The following is a 22,359-nucleotide window of genomic DNA, read 5'->3' on the forward strand; positions in this document are numbered from 1 at the left end:
TTATTAGCTTATATTGTTATTTTTTCAGCCTACTCCCTAACTAGCTTTCCTCCCCTACAAGTTCAAAATAATGTTTACGGTTTTACAACTGATTTTATTAATTTAATTGTTCTTATTTTTTTATTTTGGATGGTTCAGTGCTCCAAACTTTCAAAGCTTGCATATACATTTTCGACTCTCGGATTAATGCTCTGGTCCATGGGTAATACAGCTGATTTAATCGATGAGATAGTGATACAGCCTTACTGGGTAAGTATTTATTTTGAAGATTTATGCAGAACCAGCGGCATGCTTTTAACTTCCTATGGTTTATTTAAAACGATGCGCTTTGTACAAAGTATTAATAATCGATTAGCGCGTGAGCTAATCATTGACGATTTAACTAAGGTACATAACAGACGTTATTTTTATCAGCACGCTAAAGATACTCAGCACTCACCTTACGTTATTTTAATTGTAGATATAGACCACTTTAAAGCAATTAATGATGAATTTGGTCATGATGTTGGTGATGTAGTGCTTAAAGAACTAGCAACTAAATACGACAATGCTTTTACGCACCAAAACAAATTTGCTCGCCTCGGTGGTGAAGAATTTGGTGGCTACTTGCCTACCAATAATATGACGCAAGCGTGTGATTTCTCGCAGCAATTAATTGATCTTGCGCACACCATAAATGTTCAAAATTCTCGCCACTTAACAGTAAGTATAGGTGTTGCAATGCAAACGCCTAATGAGCCTTTAGATAAAGTAATGAAACGCGCTGATCAAGCTTTATATTTAGCTAAGAAGAGTGGCCGAGATCGTTTTGAAATTGCCCCGTAAGCGTTTTTAATTATATAAAAACACGTCCTTATTGTTTGCACATTTACTACACTTTTTAACGTTTTCGTAAGGAAATGTCAGTGAGGGTAATGCTTTGTAAATCATGAAATTAAAATAGAATGTTTGGGTCATAATGGGGATATTAATAATAAGGAATAACCTTAATGACCAACTCCCTTTTAAAAGCTGCATTACCCTTAAGTCTAATTACTATTTTGTCGGGCTGCGGCTCTGATGATAGCTCAAGCTCTACAGGTTACATCCAATTGTATAACGGCTCTTACAATAGCCCATACACACGTTTGTTTGTTGAAGAAACAGAGCGTTCAGGCGCTGATTTTGCCGATGTAACTACTCGCCACAACTACAGCACAGGCACTTATGATGTAAGTTTTGAATACCTAGATGCTAACGACAGCTATATAACAATTAGCGACCAAGAAATTTCTATTAAAGGTGACAAAACACAGTTAGTAGTAATGAGCGGCAACTTTGATGAGCCTACATTTACAGAGCTTAGCGTACCTATTACAAGCGATACGGGTGAGTTTAACTTAGGGTTTTATAATATTGCAGGGGAGGATACTAACTACGATATTTACTTAGCAACTGATGATGGCGTATTTGAAAGCGCGACACTTTTTTCATCGGCTCAATATTTAAGTGAGTTAGATCTGCAAAGCGTTGATGAAGGTTATTACACTATTTACATAACCGAAGCGGGCAGCAGTGATGTTGTGTATGAGTCGTCATCTGTTTATTTATACGACGAAGCAAGCTATGTTGCAATGATCCGCCCAAGTTACGCTACAGAAGAAGGCGGTATTACGCTTGATGTAGTAACCGATAATAACTACGTTACTGAGCTTAAACATCAATCTGCCCTGGGGCAATTACGTTTTATAAATACGGTTGATGACTACTCGCCAGTGAGCTTTTCTGCTACACGCGGTACAACTGTAAACACAACAAATACAGTCGCTAGTGACTCTTATACCGATTATGTTGAACTTTCGCCGAATAGTTACAGCGTAGCGATGTACGACGAAGAAGGTACAAAACTAGCTGATAACTTTTTAATGACGCTAGAGCGTGAGCAAAGTGCGGTGGGTATTTTTTATAACGACGTTGATAACGGTTTACGTATGATGAGCGTTGAAGAAAACCTAACACCAAGTAGTTACAGCCATACGGTATCGGTTGTAAACCTAATTGAAAGCTACGCAGGGCAGTCGGTTTCAGATGTTGATGTGTACTTTACACTTAACGGCGAAACGGTAGACGACACCAGTAACGTAGTCGATGGCCTAGATAAGTATGACCAAGAAGAGCAGGTTGTAGATAACGAAATTTACACGGTTTATGTTGTATATGAAGATAATGGCCAGCAAATTGTGCTTATTCAGCAAAGCGATATGGACTTTACACAAGAGGGTAACTACATATTGATTTTAGAGCATGATGAAACAACAAGCTCAGGTTATAAAATGACCCTAGAGCGCACTATTACCGATAGTGTTGAATAAATCTAAACATATTAAGTAGCATAAAGCCTAAGCACTTTAAGTACTTAGGCTTTTTTATTGAACAAAATTTACCTACTCATTAATAATTAGGTACACTCTGGGCATAATAATTAATAAGAGTGTGCCATGGATGATTTAGTTGGGTTAGCCGTCATAGTAATACTGGTTGTAGTTGCCGGTGCTATTTGCGGCTTAATAGCGCTAGTGCAGTTAAATGGATTAAAACAAGAAGTTGCTGTTTTAAGAGCCAAAATAACACATCTACAAACACATAAATCGATATCGCAAAGAGAACCTCAAAGTGAAGCATCTACGGCTCAGGCAGCGCTTTCAAGATCAGAGCCTATTGCTCATAAAGCACAGCCAAACTTAACGTCCCAAAACGCGTCGCCACCTGTAATAAATCAGCCATCAGCGCCTCCTAAAAAAGCCAAACCAGCTGAAGCATCAGCCATAGAATTACTATTTAATAAATTACGCGCAGGGTTTGAAGAGAACTGGATGACCTGGATAGGCGCAATAGCGCTTGCGTTTGGGGGCATATTTTTAGCTAAATATAGCCTAGAAGCGGGGTTACTATCGCCTGTAATGAGGCTGAGTTTAGGCGGCTTATTTGGGCTTGGCCTAATTGCAGCCGCGGCTTATTTACACCATAAACGCATTGTATTTGAAGGCTTTAATAATTACATACCCGCAGCGCTTGCAAGCGGCGGGTTTATTACCTGTTTTGCTTTAACGCTTTTAGCTTACAGCAGTTACGACATGCTGAGCCCTACCGTGGCATTTTTTTGCGTTAGCTATTATAGCAATTAGTGCAAGCGCGATGGCGCTTAGGTTAGGCCCGCTATTGGCCGTGCTTGGTATTATTGGCGCTTACAGCGTACCAATATGGGTTAGCACTGGCAGTGGTAACTTGTTTGCATTATTTATGTATGTTGGCTTTGTAAGTTTGTCGGCCGCGTTAGTTGCACATAAAGTACAGCGAGCTTGGTTGTGGTATTTATTATGGGCAGGGCATATTGGTTGGTATTTAGTTGGTTTTACATTACTTAAAATTAATACCGTTTGGTTAATGGGAACGTTTGCTCTACTGAGTATTATTGGGTTAATTGCTATACCGCGCTTAGGTCTAAAACTGAATGTTATTGAACATCGCCCGCACAGTTTAAAACGCTTAATTAACGTGCTTCCAGATCATGCATTATTACTCGCCTTTATAGCACCCTTAATATTTACAATGCTAATAAGTCACTTTGATATGCAGTGGCAAACAATCGGTGTGTTGAGTATTGTACTAATGTTATTTTTAGTCCTTAAAAATAGCCGCTGGGATATTTGGCAAGCAGTAGCATTAGCAAGTGCAGCGCTATTGGTTATAAGTGCTGAACGCACGCATCTTTCGCCAAACCTATTTGATGACGCACTCTTTATATTCAAAAATGAGTATGGTTTGGGTTTATTACTCGGATTGTTACTTACCGCTTTTGGGCTTTATTACGGTAAAAAACAGATTAAGCGTTTAGCGTTTCATATTACGGGGGCATTTAGTGTATATGTAATGATAGCGACTTTATATACGCTTATTCCTAATTTTGCGTTAAGTACTGCATATCCACTTTGGGCCGTTGTATTGTTTGTAGTCGCCGCTATTTTAATAAAGCTCGCGCAGCATAATACAACGCTATTTCAGCGTTTTACTTATTGGGTAGGCGCTAATGCCAATATTACGTTAGCAATTACCATGCTACTAAGTGACAGCGGCCTAACCATTGCTCTTGCTGTACAAGTATTACTTATAAGCGTACTTATTAAACGCTATAGCGTGCCTATGCCACATTGGCCTATAAAAGCCTTGGTTGCTGCGTTATTACTGCGCCTTACGCTTTCACCTTGGACGCCAAGTTACGATGCACTCACGGTATTTGGTTTGCATTGGAGCATAGTGGTTTACCCGTTATGTATTGCGTTATTTTTTGCCGCAGCTAAGTGCTTTGACTCATCAAAACTGAAAATATGGCTCGAAGGTGCAGCGCTTCATTGTTTAGCACTTTTTATTACCACCGAAACAAGTTATCAGTTAGTAGGGCATTATCCGCAATTTGATTCACTTAACTTTTACGAACAAATACTCCTTACCTGTAACTGGCTGGCATTAGGGTGTGTGTATTTACACAGAGCAAAACTTGCCGGTACTTTAGCTAAGTTATACCAAGTGGCGGGCTTTGCACTTGTAGGGTTAGCAGAGCTTTTTGCTATTAAAACACTGCTTGACGACAACCCATTATTTGAATCACTTTACATAGGTGAGCTGCCAATATTTAACTGGTTATTACTATTGTGGTTAGTACCTGCAGGATTAACGCTTTGGCTGGCCAAGCTTGTAAAACCAATAAACGCTAAAGCTACGCCATTTATATTGGCCGTTGCGGGTGGGTTTATATTATTGGCAATAAACAGCTTTATTCGCCAATACTGGCAAGGGCCTTATATTTACTTATCAAAAGGCGCAAGTAATGCAGAGCTTTATAGCTACTCTGTTATTTGGTTAATACTAGGGGCAGGTACTGTTATTTTTGGTCACCTTAAAAACCAGTTATTAATACAAAAAATAGGCTTAGGCTTACTAGCTGCAGTTATTGTTAAAGTGTTTTTAATTGATATGGCTAACTTGGAGGGCTTACTTAAAGCGCTTTCGTTTATTGGATTAGGACTTTCGTTGGTGGGGTTAAGTTGGTTATTCCAAAAGCTTAGAAGCCGAGTAAATCCAGTTTAACTTTTGAACACTTTATAAAGCAAAGCCCAGTGAAGATACTGGGCTTTTTGTTTTACGCTATTACTTGATAGCTTTTAACGAGAATACTTTTAACTAGATCACTTTTTACTAGCTTATTATGTACTGTGATTAAGCAGTGCCTTTAGTTTGCCCGGTTTAATTGGTTTACTTAAATAATGAATATTAGCGGCTTTGGTTTCTTGTTTAAGCTCGGTGTCGCGCACTGCGGTAATTAAAATAGCGGGCACTTGGCTTTGCCAAATTTCGCGCAGGGTTTTAATTAGCGTTATGCCATCGCAGTCATTGCCTAATTGGTAGTCCATTAAAATAACATCGGGTGCACCGTTTTCTTTAGCGTGCGCCAGTACATTATTTACATTATCAAATAGCGTGTAATTAGCTTGCCACTTTTTAAGTAAGCTTGCCATTGCAGCTAGGTTTTCAGGGTCGTCGTCTACGGCAACAATATTAATTGCTGCACGGTTTTCTATTAGGCTGTTTGTCGTACTTTTTTGTTGTACAAACTGTTCGTCGCCATAAGGTACTTCAATGCTAAAACGGCTACCTTTATTAGGCTCAGAATGCACATCAAGCGGCAAACTTAATAAGTCAGCCATACGTTTTACAACACCTAAGCCTAAGCCTACGCCTTTGTTATCGCCCGACTCAACACGGTAAAAGTCGTTAAATATTTTAGCTTGCTCTACTTCGCTAATACCAGGGCCTGTATCCCATACTTCTATTCGTAAATTGTGCTTTCGGTTCCTACAGGCAATTAATACACGGCCATTATCGGTGTATTTAACTGCATTAGAGACCAAGTTTTGAATAATTCGGCGCAAATAGGTTATATCGCTATGCACAATTTGCTGGTGTGAACGCACACTAAGCTTAAGGCCTTTATCACTTGATAAAATAGCGTATTCACTTTGCAATGGCGCTAAAATATCTTCAATATAAAAGTGGCGAGGGGTTGGGGTCATAGCGCCTTGTTCTAGCTTGGCTATTTCAAGTAGTGCCGACATTAAATGCACGGTTGAATCGAGACTGTCGCCTAATTTTTCAAAGCTGTTTTGGTTAGTGCTGTCGAGTTGCTTTTCGTCAATGGCAGCAAGGTATAAACGTGCTGCGTTTAACGGCTGTAAAATGTCGTGGCTCGCCAGTGCTAAAAAGCGCGTTTTACTGTCGTTGGCTTGCTCTGCTTCTCGTTTGGCTAAAGTAAGTGCTTGCTCGGTTTGTACACGGCTATCTATTTGAGCTTGTAAGTCTCTATTAATGGTTTGCACTTCTTGAGTTCGCGCTTCTATGCGGTTTTCAAGATCCATGTTTACTTCTTCAAGCGCATTTTGCGTACTTATGTGATTGGTAATATCCGAAAAGCTGGTAACAAATCCGCCATCGGGCAGCGGGTTACCAATCATTTCGTATACTTGGCCATTACGACGGTGGCGAATAAAGTGATGCGAGCTGCCGTATTTTAAATGCTGCACACGTTTTTCTACTTGGCGTTCTATTTCGCCAGGGCCACATTCACCACGGTTAGCGTTGTATCTAATAATATCTTCTATGGGTTGGCCTACTTCTAAAAATCCTTCAGGATAGCCAAACATTTCGCTGTAGCGTTTATTCCAAGCTACTAGCTTTAAATCTTTATCGACAACTGAAATACCATGGCTTAAATTTTCGAGTGAGGTAAATAACAGATTTTGATTAAATTGCAGCGCTTGTGTGGTTTCGTCAAAAAAGTTTACAACCTCTTCAAACGCCATACGCTTACCCGACGATACCGTATGTATTAACGCTTGTGCGGAAGATGCGCCAAGCACGCCTGTTAACGCGCGTTCGCAGTAGGCTATAAATTCAGGCTCTGGGTGTGCGTTGTTATCGCTCAAGTGATGGGCGAGTGCGTAATGCGCCAATACTTGTTGGCTGCGCTGAATACCTAAAAAGGTTTGCAGTAGTATTTTAAAGTCGTAAACAGTGGCTTTTACGTCTTTATTTAAGCGCCTTGATAAAATAGCCTGATCTTTAGGGTTAACAAAAGCAGCTGCCTGAATCTTATCAATTAAGCGCTCCTCAGCCCCAAGTGAAAAACTAATATAACACCCAATATTGGCAAACAAAGCTATCAAGGTTCCGCGTGTTATAAGCGTTTGTTGTAGCTCGCTATCAAGCGTTGCTCCAGCATCGAGTATTGGCAGCATTAAAAATAGTACCCAGCAAATAAAGCCCGCTACTAAGCCTGCATAAACCCCATAAGCATGGCCTTTTCGCCAATATAAACCGCCCACAATAGAGGGCAGCAATTGAGTAACAAGTGAAAAAGCAACTAAGCCCATACTTGCCAGTGCGCTGCTATGGCCAAACCATTGCTGATAGAAATAGGCCAAAATTAATATGCCTGCAATAGCAAAGCGCCTTACAAGTAAAATTCGAGACTTATAACTGGTGGTAATTAAGTTGCGTTTAAATTTACGACGTAGCATTAGGGGTAATACCACATCGTTTGAAATCATCGTGCTTAATGTAAGCGTTGCTACCACTATCATTGCGGTGGCGGCCGATAGTCCACCTATAAATACAAAGGTGGTTAAAAAGGCGTTGTCGTTAATTAACGGTAGGGCAAGTACAAAGCTATCTGGCGAATAGCCGCTGCCAATTTCAGGATGAATTGCCGCAGTCGCAATAGGTAAAATCATTGCGGCAGTTAATAGTAAATACAGCGGAAAAGCCCAGCGAGCGGTAAGTAAGTGGCGTTTGTTTTGGTTGTCGACCACGGTTACATGAAACTGGCGTGGTAAACATATAATAGCGGCCGCAGCCATTAAAGACTGGCCAATAAAGTTAAAGCTAAAAAAGTTAAAGTCGCTCCAGTGACCCCAAATAGACTCGGTTACTTTATTTGAAGTAGGCTCTGGCATATTAAATAAGGTGTAAACAGCAAGGCCTGCTACAGCAATAAGTGCAATAAGTTTAATCATTGATTCAAACGCGACAGCAAGCATTAACCCAGAGCGATACTCTGTTACGTCCACTTTGCGGGTACCAAAAAATATTGCAAATAAGGCCATAATTAATGTGGCAGAAAGCGCGAGCATATCGCCTGATATTTTATTACTGTTTTGCAAAAGTAAAAAGCTGGTACTAAGCGCTTTTAATTGCAGTGCAATGTAGGGAATAGTCGCCAGCAGCGCAATAACAGTAACCATAATCGCGGTAGTTTGGCGTTTGCCGTAACGAGCTGAAATAAAGTCAGCAATAGTTGTTATGTTTTGTTTTTTGCTTACCAGTACCAGCTTACGTAAAAACCCTTGGCCGAATAAAAACAGCAGCGCAGGGCCCAATAATATTGGCAAATAACTCCAACTGCTGGTGGCGGCTGTACCCACTGAGCCGTAGTAAGTCCAAGAGGTACAGTAAATCCCAAGTGAGAGTGAATACACAAAAGGGTGATGGCTAATACGCTTTGCCAAGGGGGTTGTTTTATCGCCCCAATTGGCGAGCCAAAACAGCACACCTATATAACTTAAAGCAACAATAATGAGTACGGCAGTCATGTTGTTATTAAACCTTATTATTTTAAATAGTCCCTCAACCCTATGAGGGATTAACACAATACCAGAACTGAGGTTAAGTGTGAGGCTTGAATTTAAAATAAAACTTTCATTTTATTTCTATCTTATTGAATATTAATAACAAAAATAAAATCATCTCAAGCATTAGACTAATGTCGCATTAATGACCAACTTATCAATTTAATCATAAAGCCAGCTTACAAAAACAGCCTAAGTAATTGAAATAATATAAAAATATATAAAATACGTTTGAATGATAAATACAGTTTACGTAAACGTTAACAAGCTGTTACGACTATGGTCTCAATTCAATATGTAACCAGCATTGCTAAATTGGTAAGCGAAGATAAAAAACCACTCATCGCGATATTGCGGTGCTTAAAGGGGAAAACAAAAATGGCTTTTAAAGATGAAGAACAAGCAAAAGCTTATTGGGCAGAAAACATTTCGCTGTTATTTAAACTGTTAGCAGTGTGGTTTGTTGTGTCTTTCGGCTTTGGCATATTACTGGTTGATGTACTTAATGAAGTGCGTTTTTTTGGGTTTAAACTTGGCTTCTGGTTCGCCCAGCAAGGCGCGATTTATACCTTTGTTGCTTTGATTTTTGTGTACGTTTTCAAAATGAATACGTTAGATAAAAAATACGGCGTAGACGAATAGGAGCTAAGCAATGGATGTTCAAACACTCACGTTTATAATTGTTGGTTTAAGCTTTGCGCTTTATATCGGCATAGCAATTTGGGCCCGAGCGGGTTCAACTAAAGAGTTTTATGTAGCAGGCGGCGGCGTACCTCCTCTTGCTAATGGTATGGCAACAGCCGCGGATTGGATGAGCGCCGCGTCGTTTATTTCAATGGCGGGTATTATTTCGTTTGCAGGTTACGATGGCAGCGTTTACTTAATGGGGTGGACTGGTGGTTATGTACTATTAGCCATGTGTTTAGCGCCTTACTTACGTAAATTCGGCAAGTTTACCGTGCCTGACTTTATTGGCGACCGTTACTATTCACGCACCGCACGTTTAGTGGCAATTGTATGTGCCATATTCATTTGCTTTACTTACATTGCAGGGCAAATGCGTGGCGTAGGCGTGGTATTTTCACGCTTTTTAGAAGTAGAAATTGAAACCGGTGTTTACATTGGTATGGTGATTGTATTCTTTTATGCGGTACTTGGCGGCATGAAAGGCATTACCTACACACAAGTAGCGCAGTATTGTGTACTTGTATTTGCCTACCTTGTACCAGCCATTTTTATCTCGATGATGATGACGGGTCACTTCTTCCCACAAACCGGTTTTGGTGCCACATTAATTGGCAGCGATGGCGTATACGTACTTGATAAACTAGACGGCTTAAGCGCTGAACTTGGTTTTGCGCAATATACCGAAGGCTCTAAGAGCATGATTGACGTGTTCGCTATTACTGGCGCGTTAATGGTAGGTACTGCTGGTTTACCACATGTAATTGTTCGCTTTTTCACTGTACCTCGCGTAAAAGACACGCGTATTTCTGCAGCATGGACACTTGTGTTCATCGCGATTGTTTATACTACAGCACCTGCGGTTGCAGCCTTTGCTCGCGTAAACATGGTTGATACTATTAATGGTAAAGACGGTAGCGGTACAGCTTACGCAGAAGCACCAGGATGGATTAAAAACTGGGAACGCACAGGTTTAATTACATTTAATGATAAAAACGGCGATGGTAAAATGTTCTACACGGCGGGTAAAATCACCGATCCGAACAGTGCTAACGAAGTAAACGTAGACCGCGACATTATGGTATTAGCAAATCCAGAGATTGCTAACTTACCAGCGTGGGTAATCGCACTTGTAGCTGCTGGTGGTATTGCCGCTGCACTTTCTACAACAGCAGGTTTACTATTGGTTATTTCGACCTCCGTTTCGCACGATTTACTCAAGCGAACCCTCAAGCCCGATATTACCGACAAGCAAGAGTTACTTGCAGCGAGGTTGGCAGCCATGGTCGCTATTGTTATCTCCGCGTACTTTGGTATTAACCCGCCTGGATTTGTGGCATCGGTAGTGGCATTTGCATTCGGCTTGGCGGCAGCGAGTTTCTTCCCAGCAATTATTATGGGTATATTCTCTAAAACAATGAACCGCGAAGGCGCCATTGCAGGCATGGTAACGGGTATTGGCTTTACCGCTGCGTATATCATTTTCTTCAAGTTTGTTAGCCCAGAGCTAAATAGCCCTGAAAACTGGTTCTTAGGTATTTCGCCTGAAGGTATTGGCTTAATTGGTATGATTATTAACTTTGCAGTTGCTGCAATTGTTCTTAAGTTTACTAAACCTACACCGGTTGAAATTCAAGAAATGGTTGAAAGCATTCGTAACCCTAAAGGGTCTGCAGAAGCGCACGACCACTAGGCTACAATTTATAGATATAGTTTAGATAACATAAAGCACCAAAAGCCCGACTTTAGTCGGGCTTTTTATTTGTTTAATAAATAAGTACATTAGATTGGTACATCACCATTTAAAGAGCGAATACAATGAGTGTAGAACAACAAGAAATAGCCCAATACGTTTGTTTGCAAGCACCTTTTACTATGCTTGATAGCAGCGCATACGAATATTTTGTAAATCATCTTGATATTATTTACCTCACCCGCGAAAACCAAACTCAGTGGTTACAAAGTGAAAACCCTAAACTGTTTTTAATTCGCTCTGGTTTGTATGACCTAGTTGATGGCAAGGGCGATGTTGTTACACGCTTGGCGCAAGGTGATTATTTTGGTTTTCCGTCGCTGTTAACCGGCGAGGCAATTCAAAATAGGTTAGAAGTACAAAAAGAGGGCATTGTGTATATGCTCTCTCAAACGCACTTTGATTTTTTACGCAGAGAATATAAATCGTTTGAGCAATACTTTGTACGCGCTCATGCTAACCGGTTGTTGTCATCGCATTATAAAAGTAAAAACGATAGTTGGTCTGAGCGTAAAATATCAGAGCTGATGACCCGCACCGCCATTACGCTTTCGCCCGATGCAAGTATTAGGCAAAGTGCTAAAAAAATGAAAGAGCATGGCGTATCGTCAATAATGATAACGCAGCACGCGCACTTAGTAGGGGTTGTGACTGACCGCGACTTACGTAACCGAGTACTTGCCGACGAGGTCGATCCACAAGACGCAGTAAGCAGTATTATGACCGCCAAGCCTAAGTTTATATTTGAAAACAACCGGGTGTTTTCGGCGCTACACTTAATGCTTAAATACAATATTCATCATTTACCCGTGCTTGACGAAAACCATAACCCAATAGGGATGATAACCAGCACCGATTTACTGCGCCAACAAAAAAGCGACCCCGTACAGCTTATTGGGCGCATATATAAAGCGCATACTGTTACTGATTTAAAACGCTACGCAAAAGAAATCCCCGAACTTTTGCGTGGTTTTTCGTACAACATTGACGACATATCGCTAATTGGTAAATTACTCAGTGGTTTAACCGATGCGCTTACATCGCGCCTTATTCACTTATTTCAAGAAGAGCATGGCGCAGCGCCAACCAGCTTTAGTTTTATTTGCTTTGGCTCGCAAGCACGCGAAGAACAAACCCTGCATTCGGATCAAGACAACGGCTTATTACTCCCTAACGACTTAACCCCCGATCAACACGCTTACTTTAAAAGCATGGGAGAGTTTGTATGTGAAAACTTAGTTGAATGCGGCATTAGGCGTTGCCCAGGTAATATTATGGCAAGCAGCGATGAGTGCCGAATGAGCGTAAACGACTGGAGCGAGCGCTTTTTTAAATGGATAAAAAGCCCCACACCCAATGCAATGCTTAACTGTAAGATATTTTTTGACTTGCGATTTATTGAAGGTTCAAACGCTTTATACACGGCTTTTTGCGAGCAGTTAATTCGTATATCGCGTAACGATTTGTTTTACGCTGCTATGGCAACTGACATAAGTAACAACAACGTACCTATTGGTTTATTTAATAAATTTAAAACCGAAAAAACAGATCAAAATAATAAATACATAGATTTAAAAAAACGCGGTGTGGTGATCATAAACGACATAGTACGGTTATACGCTTTAAAAGCGGGTATTAAGCGCGCCAACACACAAGAGCGATTGGACGCACTACTAAAACACAAACTGATCAGCAAAGAAGATATATACAACCTAAAAGACTGCTGGCGATTTTTAACGCAGCTTCGCTTGAGTACACAAATAAACGAAGAGGGCTTACCGAGTAATTGTATTAATCCTAATAAATTAAACTCACTAGAGCGCCATCAATTAAAAGAAGCATTTTACCTTGTTAAACAAGCGCAGCAAGCCGCCGCGTTTAAGTTTGCTCGCGGCAGTTTATAATGATGGATTACTAACATGGTAAAAAAGCTGCTCACTCGGTATTTAAAGCGCCGTAAATTACTAGGCAAAAATGCCTTACAACAACGTTACTTAGTGATTGATTTAGAGCTCACTGGCCTTGATGCAAAACAGCACGAAATTGTATCGGTAGCGTGGGTGATAATAGATAATCAATGTATAAAAATGAGCGAGTCACAGCACCTTATAAATAAAGACGTAAAAAGCCTTGAGCAAAGTCCTGTTTTTCATGGAATTAGCGATGATGCTATAACAAAAGGACAGAGCTTGTGCAGTATATTAACGCAACTAAGCAGCCACTTTAGTGATTGTATTTTAGTGTTTCATAATGCCATGCTCGATTGGGGGTTTTTAAAAATAGCGCTTAAAAATGCCAATATAACTATACGTCCTAAACTCATAATCGACACACTCCATATTGAACAAAAGCGCTTACTGCATCATTCAACTGAAATAAAACAAGATGATTTAACCCTTAATACATGCCGCACACGTTATGAGTTACCAAGCTATCATTGCCATCATGCACTGACCGATGCACAAGCCACCGCCGAGTTACTGCTAGCCCAGTGCCATCAAATAAGCCGTGGCAAAGAGTTAAAAGTAGCCGAGTTGACGTAGATTGGCTGTAGGCGGGGCTTTATGCCGCGCGAGATAAACTCCCGCCTACAGTAAAGGACAGTTTACTTTTATTGTTGTCCGTATAACTATAGGTACGGTTGCGTAATCATTATCTAACTAATCACTTCAAGGAACGATCATGAAGCTCATCACTACTATTTTCTTAACCTTATTCCCACTCATCACTTTTGCTAATTCAAGCTTACCTGCTAATCGCCATATTGCAGTGCAGGGTACTGCAGAGGTATTAGCAAAGCCCGATATGGCTAAGATTTCTTTTGAAGTAATAAGCTTTAAAGACAAATCACTTGATGCAAAACGTGATGTTGATGACCGAGTAAATTTGTTACTTAAAGGATTAAGCAAGTACGGTGTTAAGGAGACGGATGTTTCTGCTACAAGCCTGTTAACTTACAATGATGACGACAAGTTTAATGTCGAGAGCGGTACAGCAATTAATGCAGGATATGTAGCAACAAGAACACTTAAAGTAACATTAAGAAATATTGAAAAGTTGAATGATTTTATCGATTTTGCATTAAGTGTAAAAATTAATGAACTGACGAATATTGAGCTTATGTCTTCAAAAGCCGCGCAGTTAGAAGCTGAAGCAACACAAGGCGCAATAGATAACGCTATAGTTAAAGGGGGTAAGCTTGCTAAAGCATTTGGCGCAGAGCTTGGAAAAATTTACAGCATTAATTCAAATTCTAACCGTTCAAGTTATGGTTATGGCGCAGATAATTTTGAGAGAATAGTTGTAACCGGTTCTAAAGTTACTAGAAATCCATTTGAGCAAGGTAGATACCTGCAAGAAACTATTACATTTAAATCATCAATAAACGTGGTGTTTGATTTAGAAGTAAATGAATAAGTTAAAATTTTCATTTCAAATACATTTTCATAATGTAAGCTGGCTTTAAGTTTTTGATTAATTTGAAGGTAGCCATATTATGAGCGATGAAAATAACACGTTAAAAGCACAAACTGAGGCAAAAATAGCCGCAGGGCGAAAAGGTAATCCTGATTTCATGAAAGGTGTTGATGAAACGATTGCACAAGCAAAAGCGTTTCAGCAAGGTGCTAATGCACTTGATTTAAACCAAAGCGCACCAAGTTTTGAGTTACCAAATCAACATGGTCAATCGGTGCAGTTAACAGAGTTACTTGCAAAAGGACCTGTGGTTGTTACTTTTTATCGTGGAAGTTGGTGTCCGTACTGCAATTTACAGCTCAAAGCGCTTCAAGCACATTTACCTGAAATTCACGCATTAGGCACACAATTGGTGGCTATTAGCCCGCAAGTACCCGATGGCTCAATGAGCGAAAGCGATATAAGTAAAATGGATTTTTTAGTGCTGAGTGATCAAAATGCCGATGTAGCAGCAAGCTACGGAGTAGCATGGCAAGTACCCACATTTTTACTCGAGCATATGCGAGTAGACCGAGGCTTAGATTTAGAGTCGGTTAACAATGGCAATAGTAGTGTTTTACCGATCCCTGCCACCTTTGTTTTAGATAAACAAGGTAAAGTGACTTGGCGTTATGTTGATGTTGATTATCGTACTCGTTCTGAGCCAGAAGATATAATTAACGCATTGAAAAATTTAGTATAAAAAACTTAATTTTAAAAGTCAGAACCCTCGAAGAGCTTGCAATGCCTAAGCTCTTTAACCTTAATTTAAAGTTTCTAATGCTTCCCTCTTATAATCAGATGCAAGGTCGATTACAATACAGACATCTAAAAGGCGTATTGCCTTTATCTGCACGCTAAAAGAGTGGATTTTATATTTCATGGCAATCAAACTTGCAATTAATGGTTTTGGTCGTATTGGTCGAAATATTGTCCGCGCGTTATACGAGTCTGGTTTGAGCGACGATATAAAAATTGTTGCGATTAACGAACTTGCTGATCCTGAAGCTATTGCTCATTTATTAAAATACGACACATCCCACGGTCGTTTTTCTTTTCCTGTAAAACTTGGTGAAGACACCATTAGTGTTGCAGGCGATACCATTGCACTTTTTTGTGAAGAAAACCCAATTGAATTACCTTGGCAAACGCTCGATGTAGACGTTGTACTTGAATGTACGGGTGTTTATCACTCGCGTGAACATGCGCAGTTACATATTACCGCAGGCGCTAAAAAGGTGTTGTTTTCGCATCCGGCCGATAACGATGTTGATGCTACGATTGTGTATGGCATTAACGACGATGAGCTTAAAAACGAACACACAATTGTTTCTAACGGCTCGTGTACAACTAACTGTGTTGTGCCGGTTATTAAAGTATTAGATGATGCATTTGGTATTGAGTCGGGCGCTATTACAACTATTCATGCGTCGATGAACGATCAACAAGTGATTGATGGTTATCATCATGATTTACGCCGTACTCGCGCTGCAAGCCAATCAATTATTCCAGTTGATACAAAGCTCGCCCGTGGTATAGACCGTATTTTACCTAAATTTAAAGGCCGTTTTGAAGCCATCGCCGTACGTGTTCCTACTATAAATGTAACGGCAATGGATTTAAGTGTAACGGTTAATACCGATGTAGATTTAAACGCAGTAAATAACGCACTTAAAGCACAAGCAAAAGACCGCTTAGAAGGTATTTTAAGTTATACCGAAGAGCCGCTTGTGTCGGTTGATTTTAATCACGACCCACATTCTTGTATTATTGATGGCACACAAACACGTGTTAGTCACAAACGACTGATAAAGTTATTAGTATGGTGTGATAACGAATGGGGTTTTGCTAATCGTATGCTCGACACAGCGCGCGCTATGATGGCAGTGAATAAGTAATTTATTAATATAATAATTTTAAACGTATTTTTCAGGTTCAGTATCGTTAACTAAGGAGATGTTCATGTCGGTCATAAAAATGGCAGATTTAGATTTAAACGGCAAACGCGTATTAATTCGTGAAGATTTAAATGTACCAGTTAAAGCAGGTAAAGTGACGTCAGATGCGCGTATTCGTGCAGCACTACCTACTATTAAATTAGCGCTTGAGATGGGTGCTAAAGTAATGGTTATGTCACACCTTGGCCGTCCTACGGAAGGGGAATATGATGAAGCGTTTTCGCTAGCACCTGTAGCTGATTACTTAAACGATGCTCTTGAGCAAACTGTACGTTTAGAAAAAGATTATCTAAACGGTGTTGATATTGCTGATAACGAAGTTGTTGTTTTTGAAAATGTGCGCTTTAACAAAGGCGAGAAGAAAAACGACGAAGCGTTATCTAAGCAACTTGCAGCACTGTGTGATGTATATGTAATGGATGCATTTGGTACGGCTCACCGTGCACAAGCATCTACGCATGGCGTTGGCTTATTTGCTGATGTGGCATGTGCAGGTCCATTGTTATCAGCTGAACTAGAAGCGTTAGGCAAAGCACTTGATAACCCAGCTCGTCCATTAGTGGCGATTGTTGGTGGTTCTAAAGTTTCAACTAAATTAACCGTTTTAGATTCACTTTCTAAAATTGTTGACCAATTAGTTACCGGTGGCGGTATTGCAAATACCTTTATTGCTGCATCAGGTAGCCCAGTTGGTAAATCGCTTTACGAACCTGATTTAATGGATGAAGCGAACCGTTTATGTGCAGCAGCGATTGCTAATAATGGTGAAATTCCGGTACCGACTGACGTAGTTGTTGGTAATGAGTTTTCTGAATCTGCTGTAGCTACGCTTAAAGATGTAAGCGAAGTGACAAGCGACGATATGATTTTTGATATTGGTCCTGATACAGCGAGCAAGCTTGCAAAAATTATTGCAAATGCGGGCACTGTTGTATGGAATGGCCCTGTTGGCGTGTTCGAGTTTGACCAGTTTGGTAATGGCACACGTGCTATTGCACAAGCAATTGCTAACTCAAATGCGTTTTCAATTGCTGGTGGTGGTGATACCTTAGCCGCAATTGATAAATACGGCATTGCCGATAAAGTTTCTTATATTTCTACTGGTGGTGGTGCGTTCTTAGAGTTTTTAGAAGGCAAAAAACTTCCAGCAGTTGAAATGCTAGAGTCGCGCGCTAAGTAATTTTAGTGGCGTAAGGTGAGGGGGTAATAGCCCTCACCGACAATTAATTATTAAATACCTCTCACCCTAATTTAATAGTTAATTTAGATGGAATATTACTGCAAAGCAGTGGTTTTTCGTGGCGTTGTTATAACGCCAAACTAACACATCCGTTCAAACTAGATGGTAGGGAACTACTGTCGATAAATTGGAGAATACCCAATGGCTTTAATCAGTATGCGACAACTTTTAGATCATGCAGCAGAGCATGGTTACGGCGTACCTGCTTTTAACGTTAACAATCAAGAGCAAATGCGCGCAATAATGGAAGCGGCTGACAAAACAAACAGCCCAGTAATCGTTCAGGGATCAGCTGGCGCACGTGCTTATGCTGGTGCTCCATTTATTCGTCATATGATTTTAGCAGCCGTTGAAGAATGGCCACATATTCCCGTTGTTATGCACCAAGATCACGGCACATCGCCAGGTGTATGTCAGCGTTCAATTCAGCTTGGTTTTTCATCAGTAATGATGGATGGCTCGTTAATGAGCGACGGCAAAACTCCTTCAAGCTACGAATACAATGTAGAAGTAACGCGCGAAACTGTTGCTATGGCTCATGCTTGTGGCGTATCGGTTGAAGGCGAGCTAGGTGTACTTGGTTCACTGGAAACAGGTGAAGCTGGCGAAGAAGACGGTGTTGGCGCTGAAGGTATACTAACCACTGAGCAAATGCTAACAGACCCTGAAGAAGCGGCTGACTTTGTAAATAAAACACATGTTGATGCACTTGCAATTGCATGTGGTACTTCGCATGGAGCTTATAAATTTACTCGCCCACCAACAGATGACATTTTAGCGATTGACCGCATTAAAGCGATTCATGCACGTATTCCTAACACGCATTTAGTGATGCATGGTTCATCTTCAGTTCCTCAAGAATGGTTAGAAATTATTAATCAGTATGGTGGCGAAATTCCAGAAACTTATGGTGTGCCAGTTGAACAGATTGTTGAAGGCATTAAGTTTGGTGTTCGTAAGGTAAATATTGATACCGATTTACGTTTAGCATCTACCGGTGCAATTCGCCGTCATATGGCGCTTAACCCATCTAACTTTGATCCACGTAAATACCTAGCTGAAGCTACAAAAGCAATGACAGAGATTTGTGTTGCGCGCTATAACTCGTTTGGTACTTCTGGTCAGGCTAGTAAAATTAAGCCAATTTCACTTGATGAGATGCACCTTAAATACTTAAGCGGCGAACTAGACCCTAAAATTAGATAATAGATCAATTTATAATTGATCATTATTAGGGCCTGTTTATCTTTCGAGGTTAAATTTGCAGCAGTATGTTTGGTATTTAGGCAAGGCAGAGCCTATGAAGTGTGGTTATTCCCCATAAATAGGCGATAACGTGGAATAAATGCCAAACATGCGCTGCCCGAAGGGTTCTGCCTAGGGGCAATTTACTCTTTGTTGCTCGGTTTTTACTTAGCCCGCTAGGTTACAAACCTCACGCCGCGATTAAATCGCCCCTAGATTGAACAAATTTTAATCCTGAAAGGTCAACAGGCCCTAAGCCAGTAACTTTGTTGCTGGCTTTTTTAATGTCAGCCCTTTTTATATTGCGGGGATGGCTTCTATTGATCAGATCACTGTACTATCAACGCCGTACTTTGGGATCACGCATTTACTAACACAGCCTTTTCGGATCATTACTTTACTAAGCCAAATACACTTTTTCGCTATTTTAGGCTCTGAGATAATTTGATCGTTATTTATTTGTATAAACAATCAACAACTTATGGCTTTGACTAGGTACAACTCTGATCTGAGAGTGGATCGGCTTGGTAAAAATCTGATCCTTTATTTTGAGCTTAGTAAAATTTAGATCTATTTTTAAACGTATTGATTGTTACACAGGCGGGTTTATTGATTTTAAAATGGCTTTAAAGCTGCTTTTAAACGATCGATCTGTAAAAATGTCTTGGTTAGTAAAACAATGATCCCAACTAATTTTGTATTATTTAATGATTTAACTAGCGACAAAAAGCAGATAATTTCAAAAATTAGCTATTTTATAAATTTATCGTAAATCTCTTTTTATTACGTTAAATATTAAAAAGGTTTTAAAAATATGACGTTAATGAGGTTTTTTGTCACTAATTTGTGTTTTTTTTACCACCATTTTAATTTACACGTTACACTTTCATAAAAATGTCATACTTAGTCATAATAATGAAAACTAATTCGATAGCGTAAGAGATAAATTGGAATGTCACGTAAAGTACTAGTCGTAGATGACGAAGCTCCTATCAGGGAGATGTTGGTTTTTGTTTTAGAGCAAAATGGATTTCAAGCAATTGAAGCAGAAGATTACGACTCTGCTATTGCAGCTATGGTTGAACCTTACCCAGATATGGTTTTACTTGATTGGATGTTACCAGGTGGAAGCGGTATTCAAATTGCTAAAAAGTTTAAGCAAAACGAACACACCCGCCAAATCCCAATTATTATGCTTACAGCCCGCGGCGAAGAAGAAGACAAAGTACGTGGCCTTGAAGTAGGTGCTGACGATTACGTCACTAAGCCGTTTTCTCCTAAAGAGCTTATGGCACGTATTAAAGCGGTTATTCGCCGTGTATCGCCAACCTCATTAGAAGAAGCTATTGAAGTACATGGCCTGCGTTTAGACCCTATTTCGCATCGTGTTACCTCAGAAGGTAATGAGCTTGATATGGGGCCAACCGAATTCAGATTACTGCACTTTTTTATGACTCACCCAGAGCGTGTTTATAGCCGTGAACAACTGCTTGATCATGTATGGGGAACTAACGTTTACGTAGAAGATCGCACGGTTGATGTGCACATTCGTCGTCTGCGTAAAGCAATTGGCCCACTTGGACATGACCGATTGGTGCAAACTGTACGTGGTGCTGGATATCGTTTTTCAAGTAAGCTGTGATCAGCTTAAAGCTTAGCTAATGTATGAAATACGCATGTATTACTACTCTAAGGTAAAGTGAGTGTATGTATCGAGTTGTTAATAAGCAGGCGTTAGTAAAGCGCCTGTTTATCTATTTTTTACCCTTACTATTAATTGGTGTGCTGGTTGGCGCGCCATTTTTGCTTTTATTTTTAGGATCTTTTTCCCTCCTTATTTGGCACTACCATCAACTTTATCGTTTGAGCGATTGGCTACTTAATCAACGTAGCTTTAATCCACCTGAGGGCGAGGGTGCATGGGAGCAAGTGTTTGAAGGTATTTATCATCTACAGCACCGTAATCGTAAAAAACGTAATGAGCTTGCTGATTTAATTCGTCGCTTTCGCGATGGAGCTGAAGCAGTACCTGATGCGGTAGTGGTATTACAAAACGATTTAAGTATTGTGTGGTGTAATCAATTAGCCCTTAAAGTGCTTGGTTTGCAGTGGCCAACCGATCATGGTCAGCGTCTTGATAATTTAATTCGCGAACCTAAGTTTGCTAAATACATGCACAAAGGTGAATTTGACGACGCGCTTGAGCTGGATAACGGCCATAGCATTGAGCAAGTACTAGAATTTAGGGTAATGCCTTATGCAAGCACGCAACTTATGGTTGTTGTGCGTGATGTAACGCGCTTAAAACAGCTAGAACAGATGCGTAAAGACTTTGTAGCCAATGTGTCACACGAACTACGTACACCGCTTACAGTGGTTACTGGGTATCTTGAGATGATGAATGGCGACATGATGCCGCCGCCAGCAATGTGGAACAAAGCGCAAAATACTATGCTTGAACAATGCAAGCGCATGGATAGCTTAGTCAGCCAATTACTATCGCTTTCGCGTATTGAAGGTGCTCGTCGCCAAGATAACGATAAAGCCATAAACGTACCGCAATTACTTGGTTATATTCACACTGAGGCAAACTCAATTAATCAAGACAAAGGCCATGAGCTTATTTTTAATATCGATAAAACTCTGGATATTAAAGGCTCTGAGGATGAACTGCGTAGTGCGTTTTCTAATTTAGTATTTAACGCCATTCATTACACTAAGCCCGGTGGCAAAGTGGAAGTGTGTTGGCAGCGCAAAAACAATAAAGCGTGTTTTAGTGTTACCGATAATGGTGATGGTATTGCGCCAGAGCATATTAACCGTTTAACTGAGCGTTTTTATCGTGTTGATAAAGCCCGCAGCAGAACAACAGGTGGCTCAGGTTTAGGGCTTGCGATTACAAAACATGTACTAACGCGCCACGATAGCAAATTAAATATTAGCAGTGAAGTTAACAAAGGTTCGTGTTTTTCTTTCGAATTTTCAATAGATAAGATAGTTTCGCTAGCTAAGTAATTAGGCTGAAAAGCAAAGTCATAAAAGTGTCATTTAAGAGTAATGTAACTGTCATGTACTCACTTTAGAGTGGGCAGCAGTTAGAAAATGGGACGAACAAACCGGAGAACCCTACATGAAATTTAAAAACTTAGTTGCCGCAATGGGTGTGGCTGTTACAACTTTCGTATCTGCACAAGCAGTTGCTTTAGATCAAGATATTCCTGAGTATCAAAAAATTAGTGGTGTTTCAGGTAACTTCTCATCAGTAGGTTCTGACACTTTAGCCAACATGATGACGTTCTGGGCTGA

At 40.2% G+C, this 22,359-nt stretch carries 14 protein-coding genes and 2 pseudogenes; 15 read left to right on the forward strand and 1 reads right to left on the reverse strand.

The window, feature by feature from the left end; genetic code table 11:
• The 3 genes and pseudogenes from CXF89_RS11360 to CXF89_RS11370 form a co-directional block, all read left to right on the forward strand.
• Positions 1–825 (forward strand): GGDEF domain-containing protein (locus CXF89_RS11360; RefSeq protein ID WP_257983204.1); only part of this gene is annotated, 825 nt, incomplete at its 5' end.
• Positions 826–989: 164 nt separating this feature from the next.
• Positions 990–2,351: a hypothetical protein gene (locus CXF89_RS11365; RefSeq protein ID WP_121954641.1), complete on the forward strand. Its 1,362-nt coding sequence runs from the start codon at positions 990–992 to the stop codon at positions 2,349–2,351.
• A gap of 126 nt (positions 2,352–2,477) precedes the next feature.
• Positions 2,478–5,124: pseudogene (locus tag CXF89_RS11370) on the forward strand (DUF2339 domain-containing protein).
• Between the two features lie 116 nt (positions 5,125–5,240).
• Here the strand turns inward: CXF89_RS11370 and CXF89_RS11375 are convergent.
• Positions 5,241–8,681 carry a PAS domain-containing hybrid sensor histidine kinase/response regulator gene (locus tag CXF89_RS11375; RefSeq protein WP_121954642.1) on the reverse strand — a complete coding sequence of 1,147 codons (3,441 nt, stop codon included), beginning with the start codon at positions 8,679–8,681 and terminating at the stop codon, positions 5,241–5,243.
• Between the two features lie 414 nt (positions 8,682–9,095).
• Here CXF89_RS11375 and CXF89_RS11380 point away from each other — a divergent pair, with 414 nt between their 5' ends.
• From CXF89_RS11380 to CXF89_RS11435, 12 genes and pseudogenes are all read left to right on the forward strand, one after another.
• On the forward strand, positions 9,096–9,359 hold the full coding sequence (locus CXF89_RS11380) for a DUF4212 domain-containing protein (protein WP_002961535.1): 264 nt from the start codon (positions 9,096–9,098) through the stop codon (positions 9,357–9,359).
• A 10-nt stretch (positions 9,360–9,369) separates the two neighbouring features.
• Entirely contained in the window at positions 9,370–11,094 is a 1,725-nt protein-coding gene (locus CXF89_RS11385) for a sodium:solute symporter family protein (protein WP_121954643.1), read from the forward strand.
• Positions 11,095–11,219: 125 nt separating this feature from the next.
• On the forward strand, positions 11,220–13,058 hold the full coding sequence (locus CXF89_RS11390; protein ID WP_121954644.1) for a DUF294 nucleotidyltransferase-like domain-containing protein: 1,839 nt from the start codon (positions 11,220–11,222) through the stop codon (positions 13,056–13,058).
• Between the two features lie 15 nt (positions 13,059–13,073).
• Positions 13,074–13,697, forward strand: coding sequence for a 3'-5' exonuclease (locus CXF89_RS11395; protein WP_121954645.1), 624 nt, complete (start codon positions 13,074–13,076; stop codon positions 13,695–13,697).
• Positions 13,698–13,836: 139 nt separating this feature from the next.
• Entirely contained in the window at positions 13,837–14,571 is a 735-nt protein-coding gene (locus tag CXF89_RS11400; RefSeq protein WP_007587181.1) for an SIMPL domain-containing protein, read from the forward strand.
• Between the two features lie 79 nt (positions 14,572–14,650).
• Positions 14,651–15,313: a peroxiredoxin-like family protein gene (locus CXF89_RS11405; protein WP_121954646.1), complete on the forward strand. Its 663-nt coding sequence runs from the start codon at positions 14,651–14,653 to the stop codon at positions 15,311–15,313.
• Between the two features lie 178 nt (positions 15,314–15,491).
• The gene (gene epd, locus CXF89_RS11410) at positions 15,492–16,508 is read left to right on the forward strand and encodes an erythrose-4-phosphate dehydrogenase (protein ID WP_007587176.1); all 1,017 of its coding nucleotides are present in this window, start codon (positions 15,492–15,494) and stop codon (positions 16,506–16,508) included.
• Positions 16,509–16,572: 64 nt separating this feature from the next.
• On the forward strand, positions 16,573–17,748 hold the full coding sequence (locus CXF89_RS11415; protein ID WP_007587175.1) for a phosphoglycerate kinase: 1,176 nt from the start codon (positions 16,573–16,575) through the stop codon (positions 17,746–17,748).
• A 201-nt stretch (positions 17,749–17,949) separates the two neighbouring features.
• Complete coding sequence (gene fba, locus CXF89_RS11420) at positions 17,950–19,014, forward strand: class II fructose-bisphosphate aldolase (protein ID WP_007377491.1); 1,065 nt, start codon at positions 17,950–17,952, stop codon at positions 19,012–19,014.
• Positions 19,015–20,005: 991 nt separating this feature from the next.
• Positions 20,006–20,695: a phosphate regulon transcriptional regulator PhoB gene (gene phoB / locus CXF89_RS11425; protein WP_006791869.1), complete on the forward strand. Its 690-nt coding sequence runs from the start codon at positions 20,006–20,008 to the stop codon at positions 20,693–20,695.
• Positions 20,696–20,760: 65 nt separating this feature from the next.
• A complete protein-coding gene (gene phoR, locus CXF89_RS11430) occupies positions 20,761–22,068 on the forward strand; it encodes a phosphate regulon sensor histidine kinase PhoR (RefSeq protein WP_121954647.1) in 1,308 nt (435 codons plus the stop codon).
• A gap of 115 nt (positions 22,069–22,183) precedes the next feature.
• Positions 22,184–22,359 (forward strand): annotated as a pseudogene (locus CXF89_RS11435) (phosphate-binding protein); the annotation flags it as partial.

The sequence above is a fragment of the Pseudoalteromonas sp. MelDa3 genome (assembly GCF_002863625.1).
GTDB classification, from domain to species: Bacteria; Pseudomonadota; Gammaproteobacteria; order Enterobacterales; family Alteromonadaceae; genus Pseudoalteromonas; species Pseudoalteromonas arctica.

Bases quoted from the DNA above. Each gene is read 5' to 3' on its own strand.
- CXF89_RS11365 (WP_121954641.1), top strand. From the start codon at position 990: ATGACCAACTCCCTTTTAAAAGCTGCATTACCCTTAAGTCTAATTACT.
- CXF89_RS11375 (WP_121954642.1), bottom strand. From the start codon at position 8,681: ATGACTGCCGTACTCATTATTGTTGCTTTAAGTTATATAGGTGTGCTG.
- CXF89_RS11380 (WP_002961535.1), top strand. From the start codon at position 9,096: ATGGCTTTTAAAGATGAAGAACAAGCAAAAGCTTATTGGGCAGAAAAC.
- CXF89_RS11385 (WP_121954643.1), top strand. From the start codon at position 9,370: ATGGATGTTCAAACACTCACGTTTATAATTGTTGGTTTAAGCTTTGCG.
- CXF89_RS11390 (WP_121954644.1), top strand. From the start codon at position 11,220: ATGAGTGTAGAACAACAAGAAATAGCCCAATACGTTTGTTTGCAAGCA.
- CXF89_RS11395 (WP_121954645.1), top strand. From the start codon at position 13,074: ATGGTAAAAAAGCTGCTCACTCGGTATTTAAAGCGCCGTAAATTACTA.
- CXF89_RS11400 (WP_007587181.1), top strand. From the start codon at position 13,837: ATGAAGCTCATCACTACTATTTTCTTAACCTTATTCCCACTCATCACT.
- CXF89_RS11405 (WP_121954646.1), top strand. From the start codon at position 14,651: ATGAGCGATGAAAATAACACGTTAAAAGCACAAACTGAGGCAAAAATA.
- epd (WP_007587176.1), top strand. From the start codon at position 15,492: ATGGCAATCAAACTTGCAATTAATGGTTTTGGTCGTATTGGTCGAAAT.
- CXF89_RS11415 (WP_007587175.1), top strand. From the start codon at position 16,573: ATGTCGGTCATAAAAATGGCAGATTTAGATTTAAACGGCAAACGCGTA.
- fba (WP_007377491.1), top strand. From the start codon at position 17,950: ATGGCTTTAATCAGTATGCGACAACTTTTAGATCATGCAGCAGAGCAT.
- phoB (WP_006791869.1), top strand. From the start codon at position 20,006: ATGTCACGTAAAGTACTAGTCGTAGATGACGAAGCTCCTATCAGGGAG.
- phoR (WP_121954647.1), top strand. From the start codon at position 20,761: ATGTATCGAGTTGTTAATAAGCAGGCGTTAGTAAAGCGCCTGTTTATC.